This window comes from Embleya sp. NBC_00896, from assembly GCF_045207785.1.
Classification (GTDB): domain Bacteria; phylum Actinomycetota; class Actinomycetes; order Streptomycetales; family Streptomycetaceae; genus Embleya.
On the sequence record NZ_CP108777.1, the window covers coordinates 1,082,131 to 1,104,648 of the forward strand.

Sequence of the window (22,518 nt, forward strand, 5' to 3'; positions counted from 1 at the left end):
GTGTCCCTGGTGGGTTCGGTGATCAGCCCGGCCGGCCTCGCGGACCCGGCGAAAGTCTGGGCACCGCCTCGTTCGGCGCCGGCCCCTACGTCCTCGACGCGGGTCAGACGGTGTCGGGCGACCACTACACGTACACGCCCAACGCCGGTTACTGGGACAAGACCAAGATCCACTGGAAGAAGGTGGTCATCAAGGTCATCCCCAACCCCAACTCCGCGCTCCAGACGGTCAAGACCGGCCAGGCCGATGTCCTGAACATCACCGCCGGTCAGGTCGACACCGCCAAGTCCGGCGGCCTGGAGATCACCAACACACCGCTGTTCACCCTCGGGGTCAGCCTGGTCGACCGGGCCGGCACGGTGGCCCCGCCGCTCAAGGACGTCCGGGTCCGACAGGCGCTCAACTACGCCGTCAACCGGGAGACCATCACCAAGGCCCTGGTGCAGCAGTACGGACAGCCGACCACCCAGGTCGCCCTGCCCGGTGCCGACGGCTTCTCGGCGGAGACCGATCGACGGTATCCGTACGACCCGGCGAAGGCCAAGCAGTTGCTGACCGAGGCCGGCTACCCGAACGGCTTCTCCTTCGACATGGAGACGATGGGCATGCTCGGGATGGACCTGGTCACCCAGGCCGTGGTCGAGCAGTGGAAGCAAATCGGCGTCAACGCCAAGGTCACCACCGACACGAGCATCGGACAGTGGCTCACCAACGCCACCTCCAAGAAGTTCCCCGTGCTCGCCTTCGGCTACGGCGCGGCGCCCACGTACCTGATGTCGCTCGACTGGCTGCTGCCGCACGCCACCGCGTTCAACCCGTTCGCGTCCGAGGACCCCGGGCTCACCCGCCGGCTGACCGAGGCCGCCGCGGCGCCCGCCGACCAGCAGGGGGCTCGCTACGGGGAGGTACTGCGCTATGTCGTCGACCAGGGCTGGTTCGTGTCCGTGATGCGGATGGACGGCATCTACGCCTTCAACGGCAAGAAGCTCTCCGGCTTCACGTCCGCACCCAATTACCTGCCGGACGTCGCGTGGGTGGTCGCACCCCGGTAGGACGGTCGCCCGTGGCGTCGCAAGACGCCACGGGCTTCCGCTCGCGGTCGGAGCGGGTGGGGGCGGGTGGGTCCGGCTCGGAGGTTCGGGTCGCGTCGGGTCGGGTCGGGTCAGGTCAGGTGTACGTAGGCGAAGTCGGACGGGTGGCCGTCGATGCCCTGTCTTGGTGGGGCGATCCACGCCGCCACGTGTCCGGGCTCGAACACCGGCCGCATCAGCGAGGCGACGTGCGCCAGGTCGTCGGCGCTCGGCAGCCAGTGGTCGCGGTGCGCCGCCCACTCGTCGGCCGCGAGCAGGCGCCCGTCGGGGCTGACGTGGTGTCCCGCGAACATGCCCACGGCGCGGTTGAAGCCGGCGTGCGGGAGGGCGAGCCGTGCGTCGACGCCGTGCTCGCGCAGGACACGGTTCCAGCGGGTGACGCCGGTGGCGCAGTCGGCCGAGTACCGCCCGCGCAGGTCCTGGTTGAGCGCCACGAGCGCGGGGGTCGCGACCGACGCGAACCGCCCGTCCGCGACGGTCTCGATCTCGACCAGGCCCTCCGTCAGCACGTGGTCGTCGGCGCGCCGCTCCTCCTGCCAGCGGCCCTTGACGCCGTTGGTGAAGTAGTTCGCGACGTTGGTCGAGGTCTCCGAGCCGAACAGGTCGAGCGAGACGCTGTAGTGGAAGTTGAGGTAGCGCTGGATCACGGCGAGCGGGATGCCGCCGTGCGGCGCGATGTCGTCGGTGTCGTGCTCGCGCATCAGCTCCGCCGTGCGGGTGACCACCCGGTCCACGCCGGTGGTGCCCACCATCATGTGGTGGGCCTCCTCCTTCAGCATGAACTCGCAGGTACGGGCGAGCGGGTCGAACGCGCTCTCCTTCAACGTGCCCAGTTGGTACTTGCCGTCCCGGGTGAAATACGTGAACTTGACTTCTTCCCCCTCCTGAAGGAGGGGGACTCCTACGGCTCGCGCCGTGGGCTTTCCTGCTTCGTCGCCGACTGCCCGCCCGGAGTGTTCCGTTGGGGTCTTACATCGGCTCCACAGGCTGTCACCGCCAGTCCGGCGGCCAGAAGGTTCCTTGCTGCGTTCACGTCCCGATCGTGGGCCGTTCCGCAGGCGCACGTCCAGGTCCGAACGCCGAGCGGCATCTTCTTCTGCAAGGCGCCGCAAGTGGAACACAGCCTGGAGGAGGGGAAGAAGCGGTCCACCGCGATCACTTCCCGCCCGTACCAGGCAGCCTTGTACTCCAGAAGGCTCCGGAACTGCGACCACGCCGCGTCCGAGATGGCACGGGCCAGCGAATGGTTCCCGACCATGCTGCGGACGGCCAGGTCCTCGATCACGATCGTTTGGTTCTCACGAACGAGTCGAGTGGTCAGCTTGTGCAGGTGGTCGCGGCGCCGGTCCGCGATACGCGCGTGGATCCCGGCGACCCTGCGCCGTGCCTTGATCCGATTCGCGCCGTTGCCCACGGCCTTGCGGGACAGTGCTCGTTGGGCCTTGCCCAGACGGGCGCGTTCCCTGTGTTCGTGCCGGGGGTTGGCGATCTTCTCACCGGTGGAGAGGGTCAACAGGTGGGTCACGCCGACGTCTACCCCGACCGCCGTATCCGTGACGGGCAGCGGCTTCACGGACGGGTCGTCACACAGCATCGACACGAACCAGCGCCCCGCCGAGTCGCGACTGACGGTCACCCTGGTCGGCTCGACACCCTCGGGGAGAGGGCGGGACCACACGATGTCCAGGGGATCCGCCATCTTCGCCAGAGTGATCCGGCCGTCGCGGAACCTGAACGCGGAGCGGGTGTACTCCGCGCTCGCGCGGGACTTCTTCCGCGACTTGAAACGCGGGTACCTCGCCCGCTTCGCGAAGAAGTTGGTGAACGCTCCCTGCAAGTGCCGGAGCGTCTGTTGCAACGGAACCGACGACACTTCGCAGAGGTAGGCCAGTTCCTCGGTCTTCTTCCACACGGTCAGCATCGCCGAAGTCTGGTCGTAGTCCACCTGCTCCCGTCGCGCCCATGCCTGCGTACGCACCGCGAGCGCCAGATTGTAGACCTTCCGCACACACCCGAATGTCCGCGACAACTCGGCCGCCTGCGCATGGGTCGGGTAGAAGCGGTACTTGAACGCCCGCTTCACACCGATATTACTCATGCATCACAAAATAGTGCGACAACAAGTAAAGACCAAACCTGCGGGTCAGGGCACGACGATCCACCGGACGGCCAATCGCCGCCCCCGCCAAGCTCCGCAGGAGTCCGATTCCTCCCCGACCCAAAGTCCGGGGAATCCTCGGAGATATCCGATGAAGAACGCGAGCCAGTCGATGGTCGGCTCGTTGAACGCGCCCAGGATGCACGGCGCGTCCGCGCTGCCGGCCTTGCGCAGCAGCAGCGATTCGACCTCCACGCGCCCGTCCCGACCGAAGTGAACGTGCGGAAGGTAGACCATCGCCCACAGGTGGCGGCCCTCTTCGACATTGGCCTGGAAGGGTTTGCGCAGGTCGTACAGGCTCGGCTGCGCGGGACGGCCTCGTCGACCAGGCCCCAGTCCACCGCGGTCCGACCGCGCACTCCGTCGGGCCTGGTCGCGAAGACATCGGCGAGATCCTTGCGGACGCCGCGCTTGTCGACCACGCGGGTGAGGCCGCCGGTGCCCGGGAGGACGCCGAGCAGGGCCACCTCGGGCAGCGAGACGGCCGACGAGCCGTCGTCGAGCAACACGATCTCGTCGCAGGCCAACGCGAGTTCGTAGCCGCCGCCGGCCGCGGTGCCGTCGATCGCGGCGATGAACGTGAGGCCGGAGTGGGCCGACGCGTCCTCCATGCCGTTGCGCGTCTCGTTGGTGAACTTGCAGAAGTTCACCTTCCAGGCGTGCGACGAGCCCGCCAGCATCCGGATGTTCGCGCCGGCGCAGAACACCTTCGGCTTGCCGCTGCCGACCACGACCGCGCGCACCCTGGGGTGCTCGAAGCGCAGCCGCTGCACGGCGTCGTAGAGCTCGATGTCGACGCCGAGGTCGTAGGAGTTGAGCTTGAGGTCGTAGCCGGAGACCAGGCCGGCGTCCTCGTCGACGTCGAGGGTCAGCCGCGCGACCTGGCCCTCGACCGCCAACGTCCAGTGCCGATATGCCTCCGGGCGAGTGTCGAAGGTGACCGGGGCGTGGGTCGTCTCGGGCTGCGCCGTGATGGACATGCTGTACGCCTCCGTGGGGTGGGGCGTGAAACCGGGCCGCTCAATCCTCTACACAAGAACGACGTAGCTTCAAGAGTTTGTCGAATATGGCCGGCATAATGGCCGGCATGGAACGACCGACACCGATGCCGCCCGCGCCCGGAACACCCGCCGGCGCCAAGCCCGTACGGGCCGCTTCCGCCACCCGGCCGCCGGTCGTGCGCCGGGACAAGCTCGGAGCGGCCGGCGCCCCGTCGTGGCTGATGACCCTGCTGGGCGAATGCGTCCTGCCCGGCGGCGGCGCGGCTTGGACGGCGACGCTGCTGGCCGCCCTCGACGGCCTCGGCGTGGAGGAGCGCTCGGCCCGGCAGGCGCTCGCGCGCTCCGCCGCCGACGGCCGGATCGACGCGGAGCGGGTCGGCCGGCGCACCCGGTGGGTGATCACCGCGTCCGGACGCCGGCTGCTCACCGAGGGGGCCGAGCGGATCTACTCGTTCGGCGCGCCGCGCCCCGAGTGGGACGGGACGTGGCTGGTGCTGATGGTGACCGTGCCCGAGAGCCGGCGCAAAGTACGCCACCAGCTGCGGACGAAGCTCACCTGGGCCGGGTTCGGCAGCCCGGCGCCCGGCCTGTGGATCGGCCCCGACCCGGGCCGGGCGGCCGAGGCCGCCGGGATCCTGGGTGAACTGGGCCTGGACGCACCGGCATTCTCGTTCCGGGGCGCGTTCGGGGGGATCGGCTCCGAGCGGGCGATGGTGGACCAGGCGTGGGACCTCGCCGAGATCGCCGAGCGGTATCGGGCGTTCCTGGACGAGTTCTCCGACCTGCGTCCGACGACCCGGTTCGAGGTACTGCTCGCGCAGCTGCGGCTGGTGCACGAGTGGCGGCGGTTTCCGCTGCTCGACCCGCAGTTGCCGAGCGCGCTGCTGCCGGCGCATTGGATCGGCGACCGGGCGGCGGGGCTGTTCGCACGGTTGCACGCCGAGTGGGGGCCGCGGGCCCGAGCGGCCTGGGCCGAACTGGCGGAGGAGGCGGCTGCGTGACGGCCCCGGCCCACCCGGCCCACCGCGGATGCGGCGGGCCGGTGGAGTCGGGTGTCGGCCGGGGTCGCGGGCAGGCGCGCGGGTCAGCCGCCCGCGGCCTCGGAGCGCAGCAGGTCGACGGTGTCGGTGAGCGTCGAGTGGACGGTCAGCTCGTCGCCGTCCATCGCGGTCCCGAACTCCCGCTGCAGGAGCAGGAGCAACTCGACCACGCCCAGCGAGTCCACGCCCGCGGCCTCGAAGGTGGCCCCTTCGAGCAACAGATCGACGGCCGCCGGCGGGTAGGTCTCCTTGATTACCGCTTCGAGGCGGCTTTGCAACTCGGCCACGGCTGACCTCTCTTTCTTCGTATCGTGGTGCCGTTCTTCGTCGTACCGTTCTTCGTGGAGCCGTTCTTCGTGGAGCCCTGGTGAAATCGCGGACCGCTGTCGGGTTCGCGGGCTCTCAGTCGTCGTACGCGGCCGTGATGTCGGGCCAGGTCAGCGCCGTGGATCCCCAGGTCAGGCCGCCGCCGAAGCCGGTGAGGACGACCCTGGCGTCGGGCTTGAGGACACCGCGCGTAGCGGCGTCGGCCAGGGCCAGCGGGATGGAGCCGGCGACCGTGTTGCCGACCCGGTCGATGTTCTTGGCCACCCGCTCGGTCGGGATGCCCAGGTCGCGCGCGCAGGCGTCGAGGATGCGGACGTTCGCCTGGTGCGGCACCACCAGGTCCACGTCGTCGCCGGTCCACCCGACCCGGGTCAACGAGGTCCGTACCGACTCGCTCATCCGGCGCACCGCCTGGGCGAAGACCTGCGCGCCCGCCATCCGGAACCAGCCGTCGGCGTCGGCCTCCCGGTGCTCGGAACCGCCCGCCGCGACGGTGATCAGATCGACCCCGTTGCCGTCGCTGCCCAGATCGAACCCCCGTAGCGCGCCCGGCTGTTCGTCGTCACCCGCGCGCAGCACCACTGCGCCGGCGCCGTCGCCGAAGACCACGCGCGTGGTGCGGTCGGCGGGGTCCGTGATGGTCGAGAAGGTGTCCGCGCCGATCACCAGGACACTGTCGGCCACCGAGGTGCCGATCAGCCCCGCCGCGGTCGCCAGCGCGTACACGAACCCCGTGCACACCGCGGCCACGTCGAACGCGCCGACCCCGGCGAGGCCGAGCCGGGCGGCGACCACCGGCGCCGTGGCCGGGCACGGGCGGTCCGGCGTACTGGTGGCGAGCACCACCAGGTCGACCCGCGCCGTCCCCGCCGACTCCAGGGCCCGGCGGCCCGCCTCGGTGGCGAGGTGTCCGGTGCTGGTGCCGGGATCGACCACATGGCGTCGGTCGATGCCGGTCCGGGTCCTGATCCACTCGTCGGAGGTGTCCAGTTCGGCCGCGAGCATGTCGTTGGTGACCACGCGCGGCGGGGTCCACGCGCCGAGTCCGGCGACGACCGCGGAACGTCCCATCGGGTGCCCCCTCAGCCCTTGCTCGGCTGATACGGCGGGGGAACCCGGAAGCCGTTCAGCTCGGCCTGCCGGTTGATCCGGTTGGCCCGGCCGATCGCGAGCAGCGTGCGCGGGACCACCTTGCGCGAGACGAAGCCCATGCCCTTGCGCGGCTTGGTGAAGAACGCGCAGTCGTCGGCGAGGAGTTCGTCGATCATCAGGTAGTGCGTCTCGATGTCGAGCTGCATGAAGGTACGCGACGTCGGGTGCAGCGTGGCGGGCCAGGCCCGGCCGATGTCGAGATGCCGCTTGGCCTCCTCGATCTCGAACCGGACCAGCTCGCGCAGCGCCCGGTCGGTCCGACCGCTGCCGACCAGCCGTTCGATGCCATCGCGGTCGATGCCGAACCGGGTCAGGTGCTCGGTCGGCAGGTAGAGCCGGCCCAGTTCCAGGTCCTCGTGGATGTCCCACAGGAAGTCCAGGAGTTGGAACGCGGTGATGGTGTGTCGGCACAGCTCCTCGGCCTCGGAGCTCTGCGGCTCGAAGATCCGGTTGATCCACACCGCCGGCAGCAGGGTCACCGTCTGGACGAACCCGTCGAGCTGTTCGTAGGTCTCGTACTCGCGGGTGTGGAGCGCGTTGCGCTGGCCGTTCAGGTAGTCCGGCACCTCGTCGAGCGGGAGCTCCCAGGTGCGCATGACGTGCACGAACGCCCGGGCCAGGGCGGTGTCCGCCGCCTCGTCGCGCGACCGCGCGCGGTCCTCGGCGGGCGGCTCGCCCTTGACGAACGCGGTGAACACCCGCTCCCACTCGTCGAGCCGCTGCGCCCGGACCGCGACGCTGCGGTCGAAGTTGTCGGCCATGTCGTCGAGGTAGGTCACGAACGCGAAGAACGCGTCCAGGTAGGGCCGTTTGGCCTGGGGGAACATGTAGCGGGCGGTGAACCGCCCCCGGCCGTGCGCGCGGAACAGCCCGGTGCTCGTGGTGTACGCGGCGCGCAGGTCGGGATCGGTGATGCCGGCGAGGTTCAATTCGCGTTCGGTCATGGGGAGTTCTCCTGATCGGCCAGGCGGTAGGTGGGTGCGTCCGCCGGCAGGAAGTTCGCGAAGGGAGGAATCTCCTCCCGGGTCAGACTCAGTTCGAGTACGCCGGGCAGGTGCGCGTGTGCGCGCTGCTCGGCCAACCGCTCGACCAGTTCGTCGGCCGTCCCGGCCCGGCCGACCCACAACCGGTCCGGCGTGCCGAGCCCCGCGGCCAGCGCGGCCACGTCGACCGGGGTGTAGCCGACCGCCTCTATCCTGGATTCGAAGAAGGTCTGCTGGCGGGTCGCGCACATGCCGTGCATGCCGTTGTTGAAGACGATGTACAGGATCGGCAGACCCAGTTCCACCGCGGTGTGGATCTCCAGGCCGCTCATCAGGAACGCGCCGTCGCCGGCGAACACCACCGTACGGGTGCCCGAGGGCTCGCCGAGCTGGGCGCCGATCGCCCCGCCGATGCTGTACCCCATGCCGCCCATGCCCAGGGCGATGGTCGAGGTCGAGCCAGCCGGGACCGACGAGTAGTGCATCGAGGCGACGCTGCAGTTCCCGGCGTCGAAAAGCAGGTGCCCGTCCTGGGGCAGCTGTTCGCCGATGATGGCGATCGCCCGGCTCTGCAGCAGACCGTCTTCGGAGCCGCCCGGGCGGCCGGGTAAGGGCTCGGCCAGGCGCGGGAGGTAGCGGGTCGTCGCGTAGCCGTCGACGGGCGGCGCGGTGAACGGCTCGGCGTCCAGCAGCTTCCGCAGGTAGCCGAACACCTCGCCGGCGTCGCCCCGCACCACGGAGTCGACGAGCCCGGAACGCAGCAGCTCGCCCGGGTCGATGTTGACCGCGACGACCTTGCCCGCGTCGTAGCCCGGGAGCGCGGCCCGGGTCATCATCCCGAGCCCCGTGCCGACCACCACGATCAGGTCGGCCCGTTCGATCAGGTAGCGGGCGGCGGACGGGTGCCCCGCGGTGCCGACGACGCCCAGGTGGAGCGGGTCGTCGTTGGGGAACTCACCGCGCGCGCCCATCGTGGTCACGACCGGGACGCGGGCCTCTCGGGCGAAGCGCACCACCGAGTCGGGGTCGGTGGAGCGGCGTACGCCGTGGCCGAGCAGCAGCACCGGCGAGTTCGCCTCGCGCAGCCGCAGGAACAGCTTGCTCGCGGTGCCCTCGTCGAACGGCACCGGCCGGACGAAGCCGGCGAGACTCCTCGGCCAGTCGGCGGGCGGGTCGCCCACCTCCCGGTCGTAGCAGTCCCTGGGCAGCAGCAGGGCGACCGGGCCCATCCGTCCGGACAGCGCGGTTTCGATCGTGTCCCGCAGCTGCGCCCAGAAGGTGTCCGGGTCGGAGATCTTCACCGTCTTCTTGGTGACCGCCGCCAACATGCCGGCGGCGTCGACGGTGCGCCCGATCCCGGACGAGTCCTGGAACGACCCGCGCCCTTCCAGGGCCACCGGCGGCTGGCCCACCAGGGCCAACACGGGCACCGATTCGGCGTAGGACTCGGCCAGTCCGGCGACCAGGTTCACCATCCCGCCGCCGGAGGTCGCGCAGCACACCCCGAGGGTGCGGTGGATCCGGGCCCGGCCGTCGGCCATGCAGGCCGCGCCGTCCTCGCGTTTGGCGAGCACGGTGCGGAGCCGGTCGTCGCCGAGCCGGTGGATCGCGTCGTGGATGTGCTCGATGTTGGCGCCGCTGACGCCGAAGACGTAGGCGACTTCGAGTTCGCGCAGTACGGTGACGAGCGCGTCGGCTATCCGCATGTTTCCCCCAAGCGGGTCCTGAGAGGTGTCGGCGCACGCGTGCCGCGCACGCGTGCGTCCGACCCCCGCGTTCGACTCACGCGCTCGGTCACGGCCGCGCGGCGAAGCGGCTCTCGAGGATCTTCTTGAGGTTGCCCATCTCGATGGAGTGCCCGGCGTGGAACATCGGCCAGATGTCGCCGACCCACATGCGGTCGGTGCGCGCGCGGCCCTCGGCGATGTAGTCCGGGACGTCGGGGGTCGAGCGGTCGTAGTAGGGGTGCTTGCAGTTGGTCCACAGCACGACCGTGCCGGGTCGGTCGAGCACCTTGGCCGCGTCGATGATGGTCACGTAGTAGCGCATCCACAGCTCGCGCCCCTGGTCCCACGCGCACGGGTAGACCACGAGGCCGTGCTCGGGACCCTTCTGCGCGTCGGCCCGGATATAGATCTCGGTGTTCGGCTGGATCATTTCCTTGGCCCGGTACAGGCCGCCGCCGACGTGCCGCAGGTCGCGGATGCTGTATGTCCATTCCTCCAGCGAACGGACATTGGCGCAGTATTCGAAGACGATGTCGTACGGCACGTCGATGTGCTCGGAAAGCGAGCAGTATTGGCCGAATATCTCGTCGTGCGAATAGGTCTCGGCGGTCTTGCTCTCCATGAGCTTCACCATGTCGTCCTGACCGGTGTTCTCGTTCCAGATCAGATCCAGACCGCCGAGATCGGATCGGTCGAGGAGGTAGTTCTGGGCCAGGCCGGATTCATCTGCCACTCGGTTCGACACGAAATTCCCCGATGCTTGTCGATGGTCCATTGATGTACTGCGGCTGATACCGCTGATACCGCGGCGCCGGATCGGCGCATGGCCGTGGCACCGAACAGCCGCGTGCTCGCGTCGGCCGAATGGCCGCGCGGCGGTTTCGGGAAGGCGCCGCAGGGCGCCGAGGTCGGTGGGTCAGCCGGTCCAGCGCCACACCATGGAGGAAACCATTTCCCCGCCATGGGTGAAGGTCGCGAACGTGATCACGTCGCCCGCCGAGATCATGTCCTTGTCGAGCGCGTCGGCGAACGTGACCGGGAGGCTGCTGTGGAACATGTTGCCGTAATGTGCGAGCGTGTCGTGGGTACGGGCGGGATCGACACCGCAGCGCTTGCGCCATTCGGCGATGTAGTTCTCGTTGGGCTGATGGGTGATCAGCCAGGCGACGTCGTCGGGCGTCATGTCCGCCTTCCGCAAAGCGCTCTCGACGGCTTCCGGCAGGCGCTCCATCGCCACCTGCCACAGCCGGAGCAGCATCTTCGCGTTGAACTTCACGGTGAGCGGTCCGTGTCCGCCGTCCCAGTGCGGCAGGGCGACCCCGTCCACCGGGTCCGGCTCGACCCGCAGTGCGCCCCAGTTCTCGCCGAACGCCTGCTCGTGCACGGACAGGATGGTGTCCGCCCCGGTATCGGCCACCAGAAGGGTCGCGGACGCGCCGTCGCCGAGCACCCAGGACTCGCGCGTGGCCTGAAAGGCGGTCAGCCGGGAGACGAAGTTGGTGACCGTCACGACGGCCACCTTCCGGTAGCGCCCGGAGTCGATGAATGCCTGGGCCGTGGATACCGACGAGATCCAGGCGCAGCACCCGTTGTCCACGTGCAGTACAGCGGCCGAGGTCGCGCCGACCGCGTGCTGTACGGCGGTGCCGATCCCCGGCGAGAAGGTGTCGTTGAACTGCGCGGAGACGATGATGAGATCGAGATCTTCCGCACGCACGTTGTTGCGCCGTAAGAGTTTGTTCAGCGCGGCGACACCGAGGTCTTTGGACGTGTAGTCGGGCGATCCGAAGCGCCGTTCGAGCACACCGGCGAAAAACTCGTCCGAGCCCAACTCGTCGGATGCGTCCAACAGATCACTGTTGCGCACCACTCTTTCCGGCATGAAGTTGACGACATCGACGACACGGGTAGCGCCCACTGACAGACCGCCGCACGAACAGGCCGACCGAAGCGTATTCGGTCGGCGAACCTGACTTGTCTTGCCCGGTGATTGTCGGAACGACCGACCCGGCCAACCGAATATTTTCGGATCACTCCGTGTAGTCGGTCGGTTTCGCTCGACGCTCGACTATAACCCGCTGCTACTGCTCCGTCCACGTTCTGCACTCTGGTTTTTTGGTAGTCCGTTTGACATGGCAAGGCTTTCGAGAATATGTAACCCATTTTTTACATTCGTACAATGACTCTTGCCGCCTATGTCGGACATGAAAACTTTAAAAGGAGGTATCATTGGGCACCCCCGAATCCGAGGGATATCCCGGTCGACAACGGTGCATAAACGGCGGCGGAATTCCGTATTCCGCTTTCGCGGTCGACTTTCGCGGTCGACACCCCCACCGAACCGGGCCGCGCGCGGGCGTTGCACAAGCCGCCCGCGCGCCGCCCGCGCCCGACCGGGGGGCTACTTGTCGAAACTGGCGAAGTAACCCGCCGCCATGTCCTCGTCGCCGTGTCCCTGCTCGGCGGCCCGGCGGAAGCGCGCCGCGGCGGCCTCGACACCGTCCATGCGCACACCCGCGTGGCGGGCGGCCTCCAGCACCAACCCCGCGTCCTTGGCGGCGTTGTCCACCGAGAAGCTGGTCGTGTAGTCGCCGGAAAGGATGGCGGCCGACTTGGCCTGGAAGTAGGCGTTGTCCATCGGCCCTCCGCCGACCACGTCCAGGAACAGCCGCGGGTCCACGTCCAGACCCTTGGCCAGGGCCAGGGCTTCGCCCACACCGTGGGTCAGCGCCAGCACCCAGGTGTTGAGGACCAGCTTGAGTCGGCTCGCCGCGCCGGACGTGCCGTCCTCGCCCACCCACAGGGTGCGGCGGCCGATGGCGTCGAACAGCGGCTGGACGAGCTCCCGGCTCTCCGGGGCGCCCGCCGCGAGGATGACCAGCTGACCCTGCTCGGCGGGCTGTCGGGTGCCCTGGACCGGGGCGTCGACGAACACGAGCCCGTGCTCGCGGGCGAAGCCGGCCAGCTCCGCCAGGGCGTCGATGCCCACCGTGCTGATCTGGACCCACACCGCGCCGGCCCGCAGTCCCGGGGCCGCGGCCCGCATCGCCTCCAGGACCCGGGGCCCGTCGTTGAGCACGGTGACCACGATGTCGGCGCCCGTGACCGCGGCGGCCGGGGTCTCGACCGCCTGTGCGCCGTCGGCGGTCAGCGCCGCCGCCTTGGCCGGGGTGCGGTTCCAGGCCCGGACACCGAAGCCGTTCCCGAGCAGGTTGCGGGCGACGGCGGCGCCGATGATGCCGGTGCCCAGTAGGGCGACGGTCGGCCGCGCGGTGGGGGGCTGGGTGTTCGTCACGGATGGCACTCCCTGTCGGGTGGTTCGAAAATCTTCGTACCCCGGTACCGTAGACACCCACGGCGTACGCTCGCAACCGGGGGCCGAGAGCAAGGAACGGGATGCCTGTCCAGCTGCACCACCCATCGCTCGACGAGGTGGAACTGAGCGCGGTGTTCTCCGCGTTGTCCGACGAGCACCGACGCGCCGTGGTCGTCGCGCTGGCCGCCGAGCCGACCCGCGAACAGCCCTGCTCGGCCTTCGCGGTGCCGGGGACGAAGTCCACCCGCTCGTACCACTGGAAGGTGCTGCGGGAGGCGGGCTTGATCGTGCAACGCAGCACCGGCACCGGAATGGTGCTGCGGCTGCGCGGCGAGGACTTCGACCGCCGCTTCCCCGGCCTGCTCGCCAACCTGCTCGCCCTGGAGGGCCCGCGGGCCGCCGACGCGCCGTCCCCCTGAACCGGCTCGCGGTAGGCCGCCCGCTCACACGTCGCGGCGCTGTACCGCGACGATGGCGACGACCGTCACGACCGCGGTCACCACGGCCACCTTGGCCGCCACCACCGAGCGGTGGGCGGGCACGGCCAGGAACGTCGTGCAGATCAGCCCGCCGGAGTACTCGCCGACGACGGTGAGCGCGCCGATCGCGTCCGGGTCGGCTCGCCCGTGACGCCGTCGACGGTCACGTCGGCGCGGCTCCACGGGCGGTCGCGCGCCAAGTGCGCGCTTTCGGCGGCGCGCCACAGTCGCCAGAACCAAGCGATCCCGGGACCGTCCCGGTCGAGGGTGCGCGCGGTGGCAACGTCGAGCGGTGTGTCGACCCAGATCCGCAGCGCGCTGACCGCACCCAGCTCGGCCCGCCCGGCGCCGACCCCTTCGAGGACCACCACCGGGGCGGCCGGCACCTCGACATAGCCGTCGACCCGGTATCCGCCCCAGTCGTAGGTGTCGCATCGGGCGGCCTGCCGAAGCGCGAGCGGATCGAGCAGTTGGCCTTGCAGTCTCGACAGCCATCCGAAGAAGTCGCCGGGCCGGGCGAAGTCGTCCAGCCGTACGACGGGGGCGGCGCCGAGGTGTGCGGCGAGGGCGTCGGCGAACGTGGTCTTCCCGGAACCGCCGACACCGTCGACGGTGATCAGGCGGGTGTGACCGAGCGAGGGTGGCAGCACGGCGACCCGGCCGGCCAACCGAGCGGCGGTCGCGTCCCAGCGCGGTTTCGGCCGTTCGGTGGACATCAGTGCAGCTTAGCGGCCGGTCGCGAGCGCACCGGGTCCGGCCGGCCGGCGCGGCGCGGCTTCTTGTACATTTGTACCTGTACATCTGTACTACTCGTCGAAGGCATCCGTGACATCGGTGTCGGTGGCGTCGGCGTCGGCAGCGTCACCAAGAGGAGGGATCCCGTGGCCTGGCTGTTCCTGGGGTTCGCGATCGCGTGTGAGGTCGTGGCGACGAGTCTGCTCAAGAGCACCGAGGGGTTCACCCGGCTCTGGCCGACCCTGACGTCTCTGGCCGGGTACGCGGGCGCGTTCTATCTGCTGACGTTGTCGCTGCGACAGCTTCAGGTGGGGACGGCGTACGCGATCTGGTCGGGGCTGGGGACGGTGTCGATCGCGCTGGTGGGGGCGGTGTTCCTGAACGAGCCGGTGACGTTGCTCAAGGCGTTCGGGATGGCCCTGGTCATAGCGGGCGTCGTCGTCCTGAACCTGGGCGGTGCGCACTGAACGCGGCGCGCGACCCCGAGGGGCGGCGGCTGCGGATCGTGCGCGGCGCGTGCGAGGTGATCGGCGAGGTGGGCGTGGGCAACACGACGCATCGCCTGGTCGCGGCGCGGGCCGGCGTACCGCTGGGCGCGACCACGTACTACTTCGCGTCGCTGGACGACCTGGTCGCCGCCGCCTTGGAGCACGCCTCGGCGGAGACGCTGGAGCTGGTCCGCCGGTGGATGGAGCGCGCCCGCGACAGCGCCGACCTGCCCGGCGTGCTGACCGCGCTGACCGGCGAGTACCTCGCGGACCGCCCGCGCGCGATGGTCGAGTACGAGCTCTATGTCGCGGCCGCCCGCAGCCCCGAGCTGCGCGGCTTCGCCCGGGCGTGGGTCGACGGCGTCAACGACTTCCTGTCCGTCCGGGTCGGCCCGCGCGCCGCGTCGGCGGCGGTCGCGATCCTGGACGGCACCATGCTCCACGCGCTCACTCTCGACGTCCCGCTCGACCGGGAGCAACTGCGCTGGGCGCTCGCCCGCTGCCTGGAAGGGGCCGGTCCGGGATCGGTCTGAGGCCTCGGGGGCGGCCCGAGGCGTCGACCCGGGTGACGTGCGGGCCGCTGTTCGGCGGCGGCCGTGCGGTAGGGTCGGCGGCAACGAAGGGGAGTAGCCCCGCGAACCGGTCGTCGACATGCTGGAGCCCTCGGGTTCCCGGTGGCCGGGCCCGCAGTCACCGCGGGTGGGCGAGACCTTCGGCCAGGCACCGACGCGCCCGCATCCTGTGGGGCGCACTCCGTCGTGCCGGGCCGAGTGGTCCTCCGGTTGCCCCAGTGGTGCTTCGTGAAGACCCGGGGCCCGGCTCTCGCAGAAAGCCACCCGGAATGCACCTCGACCCCCTGGCGATCGTCACCGCCTTCGGGCTGATCTTCCTCGCCGAACTGCCCGACAAGACGATGTTCGCGTCGCTTGCCATGGGCACCCGCATGCGTCCGCTGTACGTGTGGTTCGGCACCTCGACCGCGTTCGTCGTGCATGTCGCCCTCGCCGTGGGCGCGGGCGGCCTGCTGGGCCTGCTCCCCGGTTGGATCGTCAAGCTCGTCTCCGCCGCGCTGTTCGGGTTCGGCGCCTTCATGCTGCTGCGCGGCGGCGCACAGGAGGACGACGAGGACGCGGCCGGCAAGGTCGTGACCGGCTTCCGGCCGGTGTTCACCACCGCGTTCATGGCGGTCTTCATCAGCGAATGGGGCGATCTGACCCAGATCACCACCGCCAACCTGGCCGCCACCAACGGCACGTGGTCCACCGCGATCGGCTCGGCGGCGGCGCTGATGTCGGTGTCCGCGCTGGCGCTGCTCGCCGGGCGGTTCATCGCCAAGCGCGTCCCGCTCGCGACCGTGCAGCGGATCGGCGGCGTGTGCATGCTCGGGCTCGCGATCTGGTCGCTGGTCGAGGTGTTCGCGGGCTGAGCGCGGGGCGCGAGTCGGGTGCGCCCGGCGGCCCGACGACGCTGTCGCCGGGGACCGCCGGGCGTGGTGGTTGTCGCCCGGGTCGAGACGAGGGTCAGCGCGGTGCCGCCCAGAAGTCGCACTGGTGCTCCGCCGCGAAGGCCGTCGAGACCCGGCTGCCGTCGGGACGCAGCGTGAGCAGTTCGTGCCGCGCTCCCGCCTGGGGCCAGACCGGTTGCCCCCACGTGTTCGGGCTACCGCTCCGCATGAACGCGCCCCAGTAGCGCTTCATCAGGGTGCCCAGGCGGACCTGAACCGGCGTCAGGGGCCGCTCCCCCATGGTGAAGTCGAAGAGGTAGGCGAGTTCGGCGCTGTGCGCGTTCGACTCGTCCAGGCCCGGGAGCTGCGCGCCGTACAGCGTGGGCGAGTTCGGGTCGTCGAACTCGTAGACATAGGTCGGGGTTCGGGATGCCGGCAACTCGGCGGTGCGGTAGGTGCCGCAGCCGAACAGCGAGTCGGTGAGCACGGCGGACATCGCGTAGTAGGGCGCGGGGTAGCCGGACGCGGGATAGCGGGCCGGCACCTGCGGCGCGATCGGGCCGTAGCGGGCGTTGATCGTCGCGACGTACTGATCGGGCGTCAGGTACGGCCGGTCGAGGGCGAACATCTTGCCCTCGGCGCGGGTGCTGCCGATCAGGACCGGTACCCGGTGCCAACTCCCGGCGGCGATCGCGTCCGCGGGTCGGAGCGGCAGCGCGCCGCCGCCGACCGTGGGTCCGGTGATCGGGTGGTTTCGGGCCGCCGCGATCAGGTTCGGTGCCCACGCGGCGCGCAGGCACGCGACGGCGGTCGCCGGGTCGGGGCAGCCGGCGTCGGCGGCGAAGCCCTGTCCGTCCCGGCCGGCCTGGGCCAGGTCGGGGCCGCTCAGCAGCGTGCACGGGCCGCTTTGCAGGACGGCCTTGGCGAACAGGCCCGGCGCGGCGGCGCGGGCGAGGTCGGGCACATCATCGTCCAGCCCGCGCGGACCCCGCTGCTGGTGCGGCCGCGGCGGCTGCCTGGAGGCGGTCGCCGGCCTGCCCGCCCTGCTCCGCGCCGCCGCCCCGGCCGCAACCGCGACCGCGACCGCGAACCCGCGATCGATCCGGCCGACCCGGACGCCGCCCTGGAGGAACTCGTCCGCAGGGCCGAGAACGGCGCCCCCGGCGTCCTGCGCCTGCTCACCCGCACCGCCGTACGCGTGGGCGCCGCCGCCGAGACCATCGCCGCCGTGCTCAACCCCGAACTCCTGGTGCTCGGCGGCCACTTCGCCCGACTGTCCCCCTGGCTGCTCCCCGGGGTCCACGAGACCACCGCGGCCCTGCGCGCGGTCGCGGCCTACCAGGACCTGGAGGTGCGCCCCGGCCGCCTGGGCCCCGAGGCCGCCGCCCGGGGCGCCGCCCTCCTGGTCGGCGAATACATCCTCGACAACCCGACCTCGACGCCGGTCCGCCCCCGAGACCCCTGACCCGCCACCCTCGTCACCGTCACCGTCGCCGCCATCGCCATCGCCATCGCCATCGCCACCGTCGCCGCCATCCGGCTGACATCCGGGGCGCGTCGTGAGTCCGACCTCCGGGGCATTTGTGACGATGTGGCCATGACACCCGAGGCTGGGGCTCCGAAGCGTTCGGCGGCGGGACTCGTTCTGTCGACCCTGGCGGCCGGGCAGTTCCTGATGGCGCTCGACAGCTCCGTCATGAACGTCTCGATCGCGACGGTGGCCGAGGACGTGGGCACGACCGTGACGGGGATCCAGGGCGCCATCACGGCCTACACCCTGGTGATGGCGATGTTCATGATCCCCGGTGGCAAGGTCGGCGCGCTCATCGGGCGCAGGCGTGCGTTCATGATCGGCTGCGTTGTCTACGGCTGTGGCTCGCTGACGACGGCGCTCGCCCCGAACCTGCCCGTGCTCATGTTCGGCTGGTCGTTCCTCGAGGGACTCGGGGCGGCGCTCATCCTGCCCGCGATCGTGGCGCTCGTCGCCGGCAACTTCCCGGCGGAACGCCGCCCCGCCGCCTACGGAATCGTCGCGGCCGCGGGGGCCGTGGCGATCGCGCTCGGGCCGCTCGTCGGGGGCGTCGCCACGACGTACTTCTCCTGGCGCTGGGTGTTCGCCGGTGAGGTCGTGATCGTGATCGTGATCCTGGTGTTCGCCCGACGCGTCGCCGACGCGCCGACCGAGGGACACGCGCGCATCGATCTCGTCGGCGCCGTGCTCTCCGCGCTCGGGCTCGGCGTCTTCGTCTTCGGCGTACTCCGCTCGGGCGAATGGGGATGGTTCCTCCCGAAGCCCGATGCGCCCGCCTGGCTCGGGGTCTCGCTGGTCGTGTGGTTGATGCTGGCGGGTCTGTTCCTGATCTGGCTCTTCCTCCACTGGGAGGCCCGTCTCGTGGAGCAGGGCAAAGAGCCGCTCGTGGATCCGGCCATGCTGCGCAACCGGCAGCTCACCGGTGGCCTGACGATGTTCTTCTTCCAGTACCTCGTGCAGATGGGCGTGTTCTTCCTCGTACCGCTGTACCTGTCCGTCGCACTCGGCCTGTCCGCGCTGGAGACGGGCGCACACATCCTGCCGCTCTCGCTCACCCTGTTGGCCGCCGCGATCCTGATTCCGCGATTTCTCCCGGACGTCTCACCGCGGCGAGTGGTGCGGCTGGGGATCATCGCGTTGTTCGCGGGTGCGGTGGCGCTGATGGCCGCACTCGACGCGGACGCCGGTGGGGAGGTCGTGACCGTGCCCCTGCTGTTGATCGGGCTCGGCATGGGTGCGCTGGCTTCCCAACTCGGGTCGGTCACCGTGTCCGCGGTGCCGGACGAGCAAAGCGCGGAGATCGGCGGCATTCAGAACGCCGTCACCAACCTCGGCGCCTCGATCGGTACGGCGCTCGCCGGGTCGATCATGATCGCCGCGCTGACGACTTCGTTCCTGACCACCATCGAGGAGAACCCGGCGATCCCGCCGCAGATCAGCAGCCAGGCGACGGTCGAGCTCCAGGGTGGTGCGCCCTTTCTGTCGGACACCCAGCTGGAGTCCGCCCTCGAAGAGGCGGGAATGAGCCCGGAGGTGACCCGAGCCGCGCTCGACGCGAACGCCGAGGCCAGGCTCGACGGCCTGCGCGCCGCACTCGCCGTCCTCGCCCTCACCGCACTCCTCGCGATGTTCTTCACCCAGCGGATCCCGACGACCCAGCCCCGCTCGACGAACGCGTAGCGGGGGGTTCCACCATTGTTCGCGGCGACGACCTGCGACCGGGACCGGGCGCTGCTGTTACGTCGATATGCGTCAGGTCGCGAGTTCTGCGTAATTGCCCATCTGACGTTGGGGATTCGGGTGAGATGGGTGTGCGAACCCGACGGTGACGGCCAGACCCCCTTCGGGGCGTGCGCTGGTGGTGAGGGTGGCGTGGTGGGCGTGGGCCACGGCGTTGACGATGACGAGGCCGAGACCGTAGCCGTCGCGGCGGCTGTGCCGGTCGGGCGCCAGCCTCTTGAGGGCCGCGCACGCTCGCGCACCGGCCGCTTCCGGGTCGAGTACGGCCCCGGCGGCCGGGTGGACTTCGTCTCCGGCCAGTCCACGCCGGAACGCACGGTGCGGCTCGGTGATGAGTCACACAGGGTCACGAGCGTCGCCTTCAGCGCGGACGAGACCCGAATGTTCGTCGCCCAGGGCCTACAGGTCCACGTGATCGAGCACGCCACCGGACGGATCCTGAACGCCTTTGCTGTGTCGGGCAGTTGGCTGGACGCGGTGGCGGCGAGCCCGGATGGAGCGTACCTGGCCGTGGCAGCGCAGGACTTGAACGATGAGGGGAAGTGCACACCGGACATCTACCGGGTCGCCGACGGTGAGCTCATCATGCGACGCCCGACGAAGGACCACACGCAGGCCGGGACCAGGACCCGAGCCCTCGCTTGGTCGCCCGACGGCGCCCGGTTGGCGGCCATCGTCGACAACGAGATCCACCTCTTCCGCGTCGGCCTGCCGGCCGAGCCGACAGCCGGCCCCGGCTTGGCATTTACCCGGTTCGACGCGGTTTCGTTGCCGCCGTCTGGTGGGCGGGACGACTGAAAGCCTCGCCGGCGGCAAGCACGCTGCCCACGTTATGCCGGTTCGGCACTGACCTCTTCAGAGGAAAACGCGTGCGTTATCCAGCCACTTCTGCGCATCCTCACCGACCGCCGTGAGGTCGGTCTCGGCTCGGGACCTGCGTTGGGTGACTCGAAGGCAGAAGTCGAGGGCACTGCCCTGTACCCGCTGCATCGCATTCTCTGGGCCCCATGCCCAGGTTTGGCCGTCGGGACCGGCCAGCTCGACGCGGAACGGCTCTGCCGGAGAAGGCAGCTGGGCGGCATAGAACGACAGCTCTCGTCCTATCACTCCCAATGAGGCCACATGCCGGAGCCGACCCGTCGGACGGCGTGAGACACCCAGTGCATCGAAAATGTCCTGCCCGTGGGCCCACACTTCCATTAGTCGAAGCGGTGCCATGAGTGCTGCGGTCACCTGCGAGCCGTACCAAGGAAACCCATGGTCCCGGGGCGCGTCACGTAGCGCCGCCGCCGCCTCGGTTCGACCAGTGCGCCATCGTTCCAGCAGTACCGATCGAGGTTCGGCTGCTCCCGCTGCGGCGTCGAGATCGGCATATTGGCTGCCCGCGGCTTCTACCTGCTTCAGCACGGCGTCGAACGCCTCCGGGGTCCGGACAGCGATGACAACGTTCGCATCAGCTGAAGCAAGATGAGCGATCTGGTGGGCGATCGTCCACCCCGCTGCCGGTGTGGGCTTGGTCCAGTCGGACTGCGCTGATACCAGGGCGTCGAGCTCATCTCCTTCAGCCACCAAGTCGGGCAGAGCAACGTCGCGCTCCAGACCAGATATGTCAAGGTCGTAGTTCAGCATCCAATATCACCTTCTGGTTTTGTCGGCGTGATGTGACCGCATTTGTTGGTTTGTTGTGACCACACCATCGGGGCAGCGGGGGTGTTGTTCGTGAGTTTTGACCGCAGGTGAACCCTTCGCGGTGGGCGGCTGCGTGTGCTCGGCGGAGTGAACGCCGATGTCCCCATCGAGCTCTACGCAGCGATCCGCCGGTATCACGGCGGTGCGAACGACATGAGGGAACGGATGGACTCATTACAAGACCGGAAATACGCGACACCTGAACCCGCGAGGCCGCGAGGTGATGTGTTCTGCCGTGCGGTCCGTCCTCCGCCGGGATACGAAAGCCGGTGCGGCTTCGAGGGAGCCGCACCGGATTCGTCGTCTACCGTGGTTTCTGCTGGATCCACCACTGCATCGTAGATGCCCTTCGTGCTTTTCCGGCATGGGCATCCGCAAGGTCACCGGTGTGCCACCCCTCAGGCGCTGCGGCAGCTCGGGGTCACCACACGGGCGTCCACCGGGACGAGTTCGACGCGGTTGGTCTCGGCCGGCACCGCGACGCAGAGCACCGGCTTCCATCCACGAGCTGATCAAGACGCGGTAGTCGGCGGCTGTTACATGGAAGCGGAACCGCGTCGAAACCACGCCGCGGAGGGACAGCGCCGGCTCCATGAGGGTGCGGAATCTTCCCTTCGAGATGCCGCCCGCCCCGTACCGAAAGTCCGGCACAAGTTCTTCCGTCATCGACGAACGCTCGAATACGCGTCAAATCGCCACTCGATTGCCCGGACCGGACTTCCCGACCAATACCGAAGTCTCATTCGTAAATCCGGCCGAGCCGGTGGCGAACCGGAACATGCCGCCAATCTCCTGCTCGACTGGGGATTTACCACAAATCCCGGCATTCAGCACCGCAATCTCGCCGGCGGTGATGGCCGGCCGGCCAATCCGGGTCGTCCCGCAACGGGAATCGGGGGATCACGCGCAAGGCGCCCGCCGGCCGTCGCGGCGTCACGGCGTCGCCCGCGCGACCGCGCGTCAGGACCTCCGCGCTCCCGTTCGACGTCCGATTCCGCCTCGGGAACCCCTCGCCCCACACCCGCCCCAGAACCGACCACGCAGCCCCGGCGGATGCGTCCGCGTCGAGGGCGATCCTCGCCGGGCCCGCCGCCCCGCGACGTCGCGCACGCGCGGCCCCGCACACCGGCCGAGTGTGATGTATCCCGCATGCATAAAACGGACATAAACTCTATAACTGACTTCCGGGTGAAATTCGGTTCCCGGTTCGCGCGACGAATTTCGATTATTTTGCGTTATCGGTTGGTCACGCCACTCTCTGCCATATGCCCTCGTCACCGCGTATGCGCCGAGCCGGCTCACCGTGTGAAGTCGCGCCGACCGGCCGTGTCCAGGTCGGGCAAAGTCGGCGATTCGGTTGTGATCTCGCTTCCGGCTTGCCTACCGTGCTCGCCGATTCACCTTTCGGGTGAACCCTGCCGCCGGTACGCCGAATCCCGTCGCCGGCAGCGGGTGTCGAGATCGAAGAATCCGACGGGAGCGGGGGAACCAGGTGAATCGCCGTGGCCGGGATCGTTCCGGTGACGGCTAGGGGTGAAGTCGCGTGCTGCGCGACCGGGCTGCTCCAGTCCGAATCCGACAGCTCACCTCGTAGGCGACAGGAGAGGACCCCATTTC

At 69.7% G+C, this 22,518-nt stretch carries 20 protein-coding genes, 3 pseudogenes and 1 riboswitch; of the genes and pseudogenes, 9 read left to right on the top strand and 14 right to left on the bottom strand.

The annotated features are described in order from the left end of the window. The first annotated feature begins 56 nt into the window (after nucleotides 1-56). A complete protein-coding gene (locus OG928_RS38070) occupies nucleotides 57-1,052 on the top strand; it encodes an ABC transporter substrate-binding protein (protein ID WP_406292097.1) in 996 nt (331 codons plus the stop codon). 110 nt (nucleotides 1,053-1,162) lie between these two features. Here OG928_RS38070 and OG928_RS38075 read toward each other — a convergent pair. The 4 genes and pseudogenes from OG928_RS38075 to OG928_RS38090 form a co-directional block, all read right to left on the bottom strand. Then, nucleotides 1,163-1,957: pseudogene (locus tag OG928_RS38075) on the bottom strand (benzoyl-CoA 2,3-epoxidase subunit BoxB); the annotation flags it as partial. A 35-nt stretch (nucleotides 1,958-1,992) separates the two neighbouring features. Then, nucleotides 1,993-3,189 (bottom strand): RNA-guided endonuclease TnpB family protein, encoded by a 1,197-nt coding sequence (locus OG928_RS38080; RefSeq protein ID WP_331766567.1) that lies wholly within the window; start codon nucleotides 3,187-3,189, stop codon nucleotides 1,993-1,995. A 150-nt stretch (nucleotides 3,190-3,339) separates the two neighbouring features. Continuing rightward, a pseudogene (locus OG928_RS38085) lies at nucleotides 3,340-3,552 on the bottom strand (benzoyl-CoA 2,3-epoxidase subunit BoxB); the annotation flags it as partial. Nucleotides 3,553-3,554: 2 nt separating this feature from the next. Next, nucleotides 3,555-4,229: pseudogene (locus OG928_RS38090) on the bottom strand (enoyl-CoA hydratase-related protein); the annotation flags it as partial. Nucleotides 4,230-4,336: 107 nt separating this feature from the next. On the opposite strand from OG928_RS38090, the gene OG928_RS38095 reads away from it, so the two are divergent. Continuing rightward, entirely contained in the window at nucleotides 4,337-5,251 is a 915-nt protein-coding gene (locus tag OG928_RS38095; protein WP_406291570.1) for a PaaX family transcriptional regulator C-terminal domain-containing protein, read from the top strand. A gap of 83 nt (nucleotides 5,252-5,334) precedes the next feature. Here the strand turns inward: OG928_RS38095 and OG928_RS38100 are convergent, their stop codons facing one another. The 7 genes from OG928_RS38100 to OG928_RS38130 form a co-directional block, all read right to left on the bottom strand. Further along, on the bottom strand, nucleotides 5,335-5,577 hold the full coding sequence (locus OG928_RS38100; RefSeq protein ID WP_331766569.1) for a phosphopantetheine-binding protein: 243 nt from the start codon (nucleotides 5,575-5,577) through the stop codon (nucleotides 5,335-5,337). A 115-nt stretch (nucleotides 5,578-5,692) separates the two neighbouring features. Further along, nucleotides 5,693-6,688, bottom strand: coding sequence for a beta-ketoacyl-ACP synthase III (locus tag OG928_RS38105; RefSeq protein ID WP_331766570.1), 996 nt, complete (start codon nucleotides 6,686-6,688; stop codon nucleotides 5,693-5,695). Between the two features lie 11 nt (nucleotides 6,689-6,699). Beyond that, a complete protein-coding gene (locus OG928_RS38110; protein WP_331766571.1) occupies nucleotides 6,700-7,713 on the bottom strand; it encodes a squalene/phytoene synthase family protein in 1,014 nt (337 codons plus the stop codon). Beyond that, nucleotides 7,710-9,458, bottom strand: coding sequence for a thiamine pyrophosphate-binding protein (locus OG928_RS38115; protein ID WP_331766572.1), 1,749 nt, complete (start codon nucleotides 9,456-9,458; stop codon nucleotides 7,710-7,712). The genes OG928_RS38110 and OG928_RS38115 overlap by 4 nt, the downstream gene beginning before the upstream one ends. Nucleotides 9,459-9,546: 88 nt before the next feature. Next, on the bottom strand, nucleotides 9,547-10,212 hold the full coding sequence (locus OG928_RS38120) for a hypothetical protein (RefSeq protein ID WP_406291571.1): 666 nt from the start codon (nucleotides 10,210-10,212) through the stop codon (nucleotides 9,547-9,549). 183 nt (nucleotides 10,213-10,395) lie between these two features. Then, nucleotides 10,396-11,361 carry a 3-oxoacyl-ACP synthase III family protein gene (locus OG928_RS38125; protein ID WP_406291572.1) on the bottom strand — a complete coding sequence of 322 codons (966 nt, stop codon included), beginning with the start codon at nucleotides 11,359-11,361 and terminating at the stop codon, nucleotides 10,396-10,398. 519 nt (nucleotides 11,362-11,880) lie between these two features. After that, nucleotides 11,881-12,774, bottom strand: coding sequence for an NAD(P)-dependent oxidoreductase (locus OG928_RS38130; protein ID WP_331766575.1), 894 nt, complete (start codon nucleotides 12,772-12,774; stop codon nucleotides 11,881-11,883). Nucleotides 12,775-12,875: 101 nt separating this feature from the next. On the opposite strand from OG928_RS38130, the gene OG928_RS38135 reads away from it, so the two are divergent. Next, on the top strand, nucleotides 12,876-13,214 hold the full coding sequence (locus tag OG928_RS38135; RefSeq protein ID WP_331766576.1) for a helix-turn-helix transcriptional regulator: 339 nt from the start codon (nucleotides 12,876-12,878) through the stop codon (nucleotides 13,212-13,214). A gap of 143 nt (nucleotides 13,215-13,357) precedes the next feature. On the opposite strand, the gene OG928_RS38140 is transcribed toward OG928_RS38135, so the two are convergent. Next, nucleotides 13,358-13,990 carry a hypothetical protein gene (locus OG928_RS38140; RefSeq protein ID WP_331766577.1) on the bottom strand — a complete coding sequence of 211 codons (633 nt, stop codon included), beginning with the start codon at nucleotides 13,988-13,990 and terminating at the stop codon, nucleotides 13,358-13,360. 165 nt (nucleotides 13,991-14,155) lie between these two features. On the opposite strand from OG928_RS38140, the gene OG928_RS38145 reads away from it, so the two are divergent. The 3 genes from OG928_RS38145 (at nucleotide 14,156) to OG928_RS38155 (ending at nucleotide 15,923) form a co-directional block, all read left to right on the top strand. Beyond that, nucleotides 14,156-14,476, top strand: coding sequence for a multidrug efflux SMR transporter (locus OG928_RS38145; RefSeq protein ID WP_331766578.1), 321 nt, complete (start codon nucleotides 14,156-14,158; stop codon nucleotides 14,474-14,476). A 38-nt stretch (nucleotides 14,477-14,514) separates the two neighbouring features. After that, nucleotides 14,515-15,030 (top strand): TetR family transcriptional regulator, encoded by a 516-nt coding sequence (locus tag OG928_RS38150; protein WP_331766579.1) that lies wholly within the window; start codon nucleotides 14,515-14,517, stop codon nucleotides 15,028-15,030. 308 nt (nucleotides 15,031-15,338) lie between these two features. Then, on the top strand, nucleotides 15,339-15,923 hold the full coding sequence (locus OG928_RS38155) for a TMEM165/GDT1 family protein (protein WP_331766580.1): 585 nt from the start codon (nucleotides 15,339-15,341) through the stop codon (nucleotides 15,921-15,923). Nucleotides 15,924-16,017: 94 nt separating this feature from the next. On the opposite strand, the gene OG928_RS38160 is transcribed toward OG928_RS38155, so the two are convergent. Further along, nucleotides 16,018-16,905, bottom strand: a complete 888-nt coding sequence (locus tag OG928_RS38160; RefSeq protein WP_331766581.1) for a carboxylesterase family protein — start codon at nucleotides 16,903-16,905, stop codon at nucleotides 16,018-16,020. Between OG928_RS38160 and OG928_RS38165 the strand changes: the two genes are divergently transcribed. The 3 genes from OG928_RS38165 to OG928_RS38175 all read left to right on the top strand — a co-directional run bounded on the left by OG928_RS38165 (nucleotide 16,849) and on the right by OG928_RS38175 (nucleotide 20,010). After that, the gene (locus tag OG928_RS38165) at nucleotides 16,849-17,406 is read left to right on the top strand and encodes an ROK family protein (protein WP_331766582.1); all 558 of its coding nucleotides are present in this window, start codon (nucleotides 16,849-16,851) and stop codon (nucleotides 17,404-17,406) included. The genes OG928_RS38160 and OG928_RS38165 overlap by 57 nt on opposite strands. A gap of 132 nt (nucleotides 17,407-17,538) precedes the next feature. Next, complete coding sequence (locus tag OG928_RS38170) at nucleotides 17,539-19,152, top strand: MFS transporter (protein WP_331766583.1); 1,614 nt, start codon at nucleotides 17,539-17,541, stop codon at nucleotides 19,150-19,152. A gap of 15 nt (nucleotides 19,153-19,167) precedes the next feature. Beyond that, nucleotides 19,168-20,010, top strand: a complete 843-nt coding sequence (locus OG928_RS38175) for a WD40 repeat domain-containing protein (protein ID WP_406291573.1) — start codon at nucleotides 19,168-19,170, stop codon at nucleotides 20,008-20,010. Nucleotides 20,011-20,067: 57 nt separating this feature from the next. Here OG928_RS38175 and OG928_RS38180 read toward each other — a convergent pair whose 3' ends face one another. Beyond that, entirely contained in the window at nucleotides 20,068-20,841 is a 774-nt protein-coding gene (locus tag OG928_RS38180) for a TIGR03084 family metal-binding protein (protein ID WP_331766585.1), read from the bottom strand. A 1,512-nt stretch (nucleotides 20,842-22,353) separates the two neighbouring features. Beyond that, a riboswitch (cyclic di-AMP (ydaO/yuaA leader) is annotated at nucleotides 22,354-22,512 on the top strand. Nucleotides 22,513-22,518 lie beyond the last annotated feature (6 nt).